The sequence below is a fragment of the Halorubrum sp. genome (genome assembly GCF_046498025.1).
Lineage (GTDB): Archaea > Halobacteriota > Halobacteria > Halobacteriales > Haloferacaceae > Halorubrum.
Genome location: NZ_JAWOBM010000033.1, coordinates 19,444 through 27,140, shown reverse-complemented (window position 1 = coordinate 27,140; position 7,697 = coordinate 19,444). Strand labels below are relative to the sequence as shown.

Here is a 7,697-nt window from a genome sequence, read left to right as displayed (position 1 = left end):
CAGCAGCACCGCCTGCACGAACGAGCCAGCCAGCACGCCCACCACCGCGTACGCCGACATCCGGGCCGCACCGCGCGGGTCGTCGGCGTTGTGGTACAGACTGACGAGGAACACGGTCCCGCCGACCCCGACCGCGAGTCCGAGGGGACCGATGACGAACAGGAGGGCGATCCCGATCGCCGTCCCGGCGGCGACGGTCCGCGTCGACGCGCCGCCGAGTCGCCCGGAGACGAGTCCGGACAGCCATTCCATCGCCGAGGCGAACAGGGACAGGGCGACGAGCGCCGACAGCACCGAGAGGCTCGGCTGTGTGAAGCCCGTCGTGTACGCGTAGCCGACGACGACGAGCGCGGCGAGGACGCCGCTCGGAACGAAGGGAACGAACGAACTGGCCGCACACAACGCGAGCAGCACGATCGCCAGTTCGGCCGCGAACGTGACCATACCTCCTCCTCGTCTCACTCGGGCAAAGGTGTTCGTTCCGAGGTGCGGTGTCGCGAGCTATCTCGGGTCATTCTCCCGTCCGAACCGTCGGCGAGCCGTTACCCCTCCGCTCGGAGGCGCTCGAGTAACTCTCGGTCGCCGTCGGTGTAGTCGACGCGATACCGAACGCACTCGTGGCGCTCGCGCCCGTCGCAGTCTATCGCCTCCGTGCAGACGTCCATCGTCTGGTATCGAGACAGTAACCCGTGATTTATCTCCGTCGTCGGTCACGAGACGGTGCGCTTATCACCGGTAGATTCCTTTGCCCGGTAACGGGTCAGTATGTCTTCTGACGATCTCATCGACCCTCCCGAACACGCCGTTTCTTCCGCGAACACAGCGATGTATGATATGGTGCGGTTCTGGGGACGGAAACCACAGAACCTCGTCGAGAGCTACATCGAGCAGTACACGGAGGAGGGAGACACCGTCCTGGATCCGTTCTCCGGGAGCGGCGTCACCGCGTTGGAGGCGCTCCGGGCGAACCGCCGCGGTGTCTACAACGACCTGAACCCGCTGTTTCGTCACATCGCTCGCACGACTGCCGCTCACGTGGACCTTGACGAGCTCGAAGCGGGCTTCGACACCGTCATGGAGAACGTGCGGTACCGGCGCCACCGGCTCGGGGAGACCGACGGAGACGCCAACCAGTCCTTTCAGTGGCTCTACGAGACGACGTGTCGGAACTGTGGATACGACGGGGCGAGAACGCTCGAAACGACCGCAACTCGGGTGTATTCGCCCGCTCAGGGGGACGCGAGCGGGTCGATCTCGGGGGACGGAACGCTCGATACGCTCGCGGTCGAAATCTACGATCAGCTCCGCGAGGCCGGTCGCCTCTCCCACGAGACGCTGGTGGAGCGAATCGACTTAGACGAGTTCGGTGACGCCCGCAAATCAGAGATAACGAGGGCGATCAACCAGCGGCTGTTCGAAAACGGGTACATCCGGATCGAAGAGGACGTCCCGAGCGAACTCAAGTACGCCTGTCCGGAGTGTGACGCGGGCGAGACGGTCCCGCTCGACGAGTGGGACGAAGCCAAGCTCGACCGGCTCGGCGAGTGTTCGCCGCCGTACTACTGTCCTGACGACGAACTGGTGTACCCCAACGAACAGGAGTTTTACACGTCTCGACCGGGAACGGAGCGCGTCGACAAGCTATTCACCGACCGAAATCTGATCGCGTTGTCCATCTTCCGACACGAGATCTATCGGCTGGGGGAACAGGGCTTCAGTCAGACCGTCGTCGACGCCCTGCTTCTCACCTTCGTCGCCATCCTCGAGCACGTGAGTCGAATGCAGCGACCGAACAAGAAGGGATGGGCGGCGAAGAACTACGTCATTCACCCGGAGAACCTCGAGCTCAACGTCGCACACGCGTTCCGAAACCGGTTCTCGACCGTGCTCGACGGCATGCGGGAAGCGAACGAGGAGCTGAACGAGGGACGCCCCCTGGAAGACCGCGGGCGGTTCATCAACGGGGACGCACGCGACCTGCCGGTCCCCGATCAGTCGGTCCAGTACGTGTTCACGGACCCGGAGTACGGCGATGCCGTCCAGTACTTCGAACTCAGCTACATGGCGAACAGCTGGGTGGACAGCAGCGTCGACTGGGAAGACGAAATCGTCGTTAACCCGCGCCAAGAGAAGTCCCGGGACCGCTACGAGGAGATGCTGGCGGCGGCGTTCGACGAAGTGTTCCGAGTGCTCGAGAGCGGCGGGTATCTGACGGTCACGTTCCACAGCAGCGAGCTCAGGTACTGGAACTCCCTGATGCACGCGATCCAGCAGGCCGGGTTCGAGTACGTCGACGCGGTCTACCAGGTCCCCGCACAGGAGTACACGAACTGGATCAACCGTCGGAAGCCCGGGACGATGAACGGCGACATCTACGTCACGTTCCGCCGACCGGAGACCCGCGACCAGCCCGAGCTGGACGTCGGGGACATCCAAGAGGTCCGGAGCGCCGTCCTCGAGGAGGCGAAGCGCGTCGTCCGGCTCCACGACGGTCGCGCGACCTACGACCAGCTGGTGCGCGCGGTGACGCTGCGGCTCATCGAGGACAACAGGATGCACTCCGAACAGGTGCGGGACTTCGATTACCGTCGGCTCTTCGACGAGTATCTCGAACGCACCGACGACGGCGACGCGTGGACGACCGTCGACTGGGAGACGACCGACGAGGTCGCGTACGTCCCGCTCCGACGCCGGATCAGGTGGTTGATCGAATCCGTCTACGCGGACACCGAGGGCTCCTCCGCCACGCTCGACGAGATCCTCTCACGGATTTTCACGAGCCTCAAAGGCGCACAGACCCCCGAGAATCGAGAGATCTTAGAGGTGCTGCACTCGATCGCCGAGCCGGTCGAACGGGGCGGCGTCGTTCGCTGGCGGCGACGCGACTCGTATCAACAAACGCTCACCGGAGACACCCTCGCCGAGGAGGAGGGGCTGGTCGATACGGACTCACAGCAGCGGCAATCGGCGCTCGATCACGACCGGATCATCAACCAACTCGCCGCGTTCGGCACCGCTCTCGGGTACGACGTGTGGATCGGGGACCCGGAAACCGATCGGAGCGAGGTCCTCCGCGACACGCAGACCCGGACGCGGATCCCCGGCGGCTTTTCCGACACCGTCCGCGAGCGGCTCGGGAACGTCGATCTGATCTGGTTCGACGACGAGACGCCGGTCGCGATGTTCGAGGTCGAACGCGCCACGGACCCGCAGGACGGAATCGTCCGCATGGGGAACGCGTACGCGGACACGGACGCGACGCCGCGGGCCGTGTCCGTCGTCCCCGACGAACGGTACGGCCAGTGGAAGAAGGCCATGACGCAACCCGCACTCGACGATCTGACCGACGGGAACCCGTTCTCTTGTCTCACGTATTCCGCACTGATCGAACTCCTCGGTGACCGCCGGCCGGCCGGCCGACAGGGTGAAGCGCGGCTGTTCGAACTCACGACGACACCCTGACGAGCCGACCCGTGCTCGCCGCGCCGGACAGAGGTCATCGATCAAGCCGTCGACGAGACGACGGATCCGGTCGGAAATCCGCGGGCAGTCGCCGACGGTCCTGTCCACGATAGCCGGCGGTTCGTCGTCGGGTCCGTCCGTGCAATTGCGATGGTTGTTCACATCTCGTCAATGACGACCGGCAAAGTCCTCTCTCCGGGACAGTATCTATCGGATCACTCTTTTCTGTCAATATACAGACTATTGTCCTCACGACCGCGAAATAGAATCGTGTGAAGCGAAGGAGAATAACAAAACCAGTACTTGCCCATCGAGCGTCAGTCCACACGCGACTCGTCGCGGATCAATCACCTACCACTTATTCGAAGACGTGCCGGAGAAGGTCGTCAGCCACCGGATGAATGTGAGTCTCGACGTGCTTGAGAAGCACTACGACCGACGTGGAGAACAACAGAAAGCAGAACAGCGTCAAAATCAATTGGGTAGGTTATAGTAAAAGTTCGGCCAGCATATAATATATATTATATATTGTTTGTCTCTAATATAATTACTGCCTGAGAATCCCATATCAGAGGATAATCTTATAATCAGTCCAAAATATGAACTTACATGGAGTGCGACCATTGCGGTCGTAACCTGAGTGGGCTTGATTACACCTGTAGTAAGTGCGGAGAGACATTTTGTACAAAATGTCGCCTACCAGAATCACACGACTGTATCGGTTTAAAAGTAGAAAAGGCTGAAAGACAACTGAAAAGAGAAGAAGGTGAAACCGAAGCGTGGTTCAAAAACAACGAAGCTGCCAGCAAAGGGTCGGACGAAAAGACAATTAGCGGGAGTTATATCAATAAAAAATCTATTTTATTTTTATTGGTGATTGCAGTCTTCTTACTAGCAGGTATTGTCCTAATATTTACATGACAAATCTAGCTAGCGAATTAATTGGAAGAATACAGATCGAAATTTAACGCAACAGAGGCTGCTCGTCAGCGGCCAATTAATAAGGAGTAATCGTAGATTTGGACGCTGGAAGGCGCGCGGCTAACCGATAGTCCATCATGTAAGAAGGGTACGTGGAAGCAACGGTTGAGATCTACTACAACAGAGGGTTCTAACTATCGAGAGTTAGGACGGAAGTTAGGTGGCTGGGGAGGCGTACAGCCCCTAACACGCCACGGCCAGAGGCCGTGGACGCTGTAGGTGGGCCAACACGGATTTGAACCGTGGACCTCCCGGTTATCAGCCGAGCGCTCAACCTGACTGAGCTATTGGCCCAGGTGAGCGCATTCAGTCGTTGCGCGGGTAGGATTTTAAGGGTTTCCTTTCGACAGTCCCCCGCCGTCCCGCGGTTTCGACGCCGCGCGCCGCCACCGTCTCGCTGTCAGTCGGTTCGCTTCGACTCCTCGTCTTCGACAGTGAAGTCGACGTCGACCACGTCGTCGGCGTGATCCGGGTCATCGAAGCGGTCGCCGCTGGGTCCGCTGCCGCTGCCGTTCGCTCCCGGATAGTCGTCGGGGCCGTCCCCGTCGCCACCGAACCGGCTGCCGCCCATCGTGAAGCCGGCTCCGCCGCCGTCGCCGTTGCCGGGGAACCCGCCGATGTAGACGTTGCCGGAGGCGAAGCCGCCGGTCTCGCTGTCGATGTACGGCACCACGAGGTACTTCTTGACCGCCATCCGGATCGGGACCCGCGAGAGCGGGAGCGCGAGCAGGAACCCGACCGCGTCCGTGACGAGCCCCGGCGTGAGCAGGAACGCGCCGGCGGCGATCAGCAGGCCGCCGTCGAGCAGCTCGTCCGTCGGCGGTTCGCCGCGGGCCAGTTTGCGCTGCATGCGCGCGAGCGTCGCCCGCCCCTCGGCGCGCAAGAGGAGCATCCCGAGCACGGCGGTCAACACGACCAGCGCGACCGTGATCGCCCACCCCAGTCGCGTCGCGACCACGATCAGGAACAGCGCGTCCACGAGGGGGACGACGAGCAGCAGCGCGAGCAGCGTACGCGGGCGCATACCATCATGGTTCCCGCCGGGGACTCATAGCCCTTTTCGTCCTCCCGGCGGCGACGCCCCGGACCGCATACGGTCGGTCGCTCCGCGACCGCCACGGCTTTGGGCGGCGGGTCCGACCCCGTCGTATGGACATCGTCGGCGCGCTCGGACGTGACCCCCCCGAGCGCAAGTCGCTGCCGCGGTGGGTCGCGCCGCTGCCGAAGGCGCTGGAGGACGTCGCCTTCCGGTTCGCGTGGGTCATCGTCGTCATCAACCTCGTCGGCACCGCGTTCGGCTTCTGGTACTACCGGTTCCAGTTCCGGGAGGTGCCCGTCGAGATGTGGGCGTTCGTCCCCGACAGCCCGGGCGCGACGCTGCTCATCGCGCTTGCGCTCGCGGCGTGGGCGGTCGGCCGATCGAGCGACACCCTCGCGACGCTCGCCTTCTTCGGAAACGTCAAGCTCGGGCTCTGGACCCCGTACGTGCTCGTCGTGTTCGCGCCGCGGTTCGTCGAGAGCTCGGGGCCGCCGCTGTACGCGTTCCTCCTCGTGAGCCACCTGGCGATGGTCGTGCAGGCGTTCGTGCTCTACCGGATCACGGACTTCCCGCCGAAGGCGGTCGCGGTCGCGACCGCGTGGTACACCGTCGACCTCCTCATGGACTACTTCGTTCCGGTGATCGGCGGCGTGACCCACACCTCGCTGCCGTACGCCGACGCGACCCCGTGGTTCACGACGACCGTGCTGCAGGTCGCGGCCGCCGGCGCGGTCGCACTCACCGTGATCCCGGTGTTCTGGACGCTCGGGACCCACGTCGCGAAGCTCCGCGCTCGGGCGGGCGGCGACGTCGAGTCGTCCTGACCTCGCCGCCGGTCGGATCCGCGCCCCGATCGCGTCCCTGATTTAAGTTCGCCGGACCCGTTACGTGCGCCATGAGCGCCTACGACCGGATCGCGGAGCTGTCCGTGACGATCGAGTCGGTGGCCCGACGCCGATACACCGGCGCGACCACCAGCGGGTTCGAGCGGACCACCACCGAGTTCCGGCTCGCCGGCGACGGCGTCGTCGGCCGCGGGGAAGACGTGACCTACGAGACGGCCGACCACGACGCGCTCGTCGGGACCGACCCGATCGACATCGAGGGCGAGTGGACGATCGACGAGCTGTCGGCGCGCCTCGACGACGAGGACCTGTTCGCGCACGAGCCCCCCTCGCGCGAGGACTTCCGGAACTACCGGCGATGGGCCGTCGAGAGCGCCGCCCTCGATCTGGCGCTCCGCCAGCGCGGCGAGTCGCTCGGCGAGTGTCTCGGCACCGAGCCGGACCCGGTGCGGTTCGTCGTCTCGACTCGGCTCGGCGACCCCCCGACGACGGACCGCGTCGAGGAGCTGCTCGAACTCGACGAGGACTTGGAGTTCAAGCTCGACCCGACCCCGGACTGGCCCGAGGAGGCCTTCGTGCGGCTCAGAGAGACGGACGCCGTCAGGATCCTCGACCTGAAGGGCTGGTACGAGGACACCGACGTGGACGTGGAGGCCGACCCGGAGCTGTACCGCGACGTGTTCGCCGCCTTCCCGTCGGAAATCGTCGAGGACCCCGCGTTCACGGCGCAGACCCGACCGCTCGTCGAGCCGCAGGCCGACCGGCTCTCCTTCGACTACCCGATCGACGGGGTGGAGAGCCTCGAATCGCTCCCGGTCGACCCCGGCTACTGCAACGTCAAACCCTCCCGATTCGGGACGCTCGAATCGCTGTTCGAGACGATCGCGTACTGTCGGGACGCGGGGATCGAGCCGTACGGCGGCGGCCAGTTCGAACTGGCCAGCGGGCGAGACGCGATTCAGACGCTCGCCGCCCTCTTTTATCCCGACGCCCCGAACGACGTGGCTCCGCGCCCGTTCAACGACCCCGAGGCGTCCCCGCCGTACCCGAAGAGCCCGATCCGACCCGACCGCGACGCGGTCGGCTTCGAGTTCTGAGGCGGCCGACTCCGGCTATCGATACGTACCGTTTATAAACCGACTGCGGTGGCGCGCGCCTTCGAGCGGCCGACAGGCCGGGAGAAGCGCGTGCGAGGGAGTCGGGCGGCCGGAGCGACGCGGAGGCCGGCCGACGAGGCTGGGGAGGCGTGAGGTGCGGAGCGGTCGCGGTCGGGCGGGACTCAAAGGAGCAGTCGCGAGGGCGACGGTGGCCGCAGCAAGCACCGCAGCGAGCACCGCGAGCGAGGAGCGTGGTTCGAAACGGCGGAGCCG

7 protein-coding genes and 1 tRNA gene are annotated in these 7,697 nt (G+C 64.2%); 4 read left to right on the top strand and 4 right to left on the bottom strand.

The window, feature by feature from the left end:
• Together R6U01_RS07065 and R6U01_RS07060 are read right to left on the bottom strand one after the other, a co-directional pair.
• On the bottom strand, window positions 1-444 hold a 444-nt coding region (locus R6U01_RS07065; protein ID WP_410285754.1), incomplete at its 3' end, for a DUF456 domain-containing protein.
• 98 nt (window positions 445-542) lie between these two features.
• Window positions 543-665 (bottom strand): hypothetical protein, encoded by a 123-nt coding sequence (locus R6U01_RS07060; RefSeq protein ID WP_410285753.1) that lies wholly within the window; start codon window positions 663-665, stop codon window positions 543-545.
• Between the two features lie 169 nt (window positions 666-834).
• Between R6U01_RS07060 and R6U01_RS07055 the strand changes: the two genes are divergently transcribed.
• Entirely contained in the window at window positions 835-3,462 is a 2,628-nt protein-coding gene (locus R6U01_RS07055; protein WP_410285752.1) for a DNA methyltransferase, read from the top strand.
• A gap of 609 nt (window positions 3,463-4,071) precedes the next feature.
• Window positions 4,072-4,383 carry an AN1-type zinc finger domain-containing protein gene (locus R6U01_RS07050; RefSeq protein ID WP_410285751.1) on the top strand — a complete coding sequence of 104 codons (312 nt, stop codon included), beginning with the start codon at window positions 4,072-4,074 and terminating at the stop codon, window positions 4,381-4,383.
• 280 nt (window positions 4,384-4,663) lie between these two features.
• On the opposite strand, the gene R6U01_RS07045 is transcribed toward R6U01_RS07050, so the two are convergent.
• Together R6U01_RS07045 and R6U01_RS07040 are read right to left on the bottom strand one after the other, a co-directional pair.
• Window positions 4,664-4,737: transfer RNA gene (locus R6U01_RS07045), tRNA-Ile, on the bottom strand.
• Between the two features lie 106 nt (window positions 4,738-4,843).
• The gene (locus R6U01_RS07040) at window positions 4,844-5,467 is read right to left on the bottom strand and encodes an FxsA family protein (RefSeq protein ID WP_410285750.1); all 624 of its coding nucleotides are present in this window, start codon (window positions 5,465-5,467) and stop codon (window positions 4,844-4,846) included.
• Window positions 5,468-5,592: 125 nt separating this feature from the next.
• Here R6U01_RS07040 and R6U01_RS07035 point away from each other — a divergent pair, with 125 nt between their 5' ends.
• Entirely contained in the window at window positions 5,593-6,306 is a 714-nt protein-coding gene (locus tag R6U01_RS07035) for a DUF1405 domain-containing protein (RefSeq protein ID WP_410285749.1), read from the top strand.
• A gap of 71 nt (window positions 6,307-6,377) precedes the next feature.
• The gene (locus R6U01_RS07030) at window positions 6,378-7,424 is read left to right on the top strand and encodes a hypothetical protein (RefSeq protein ID WP_410285748.1); all 1,047 of its coding nucleotides are present in this window, start codon (window positions 6,378-6,380) and stop codon (window positions 7,422-7,424) included.
• The last annotated feature ends 273 nt before the right edge of the window (window positions 7,425-7,697 follow it).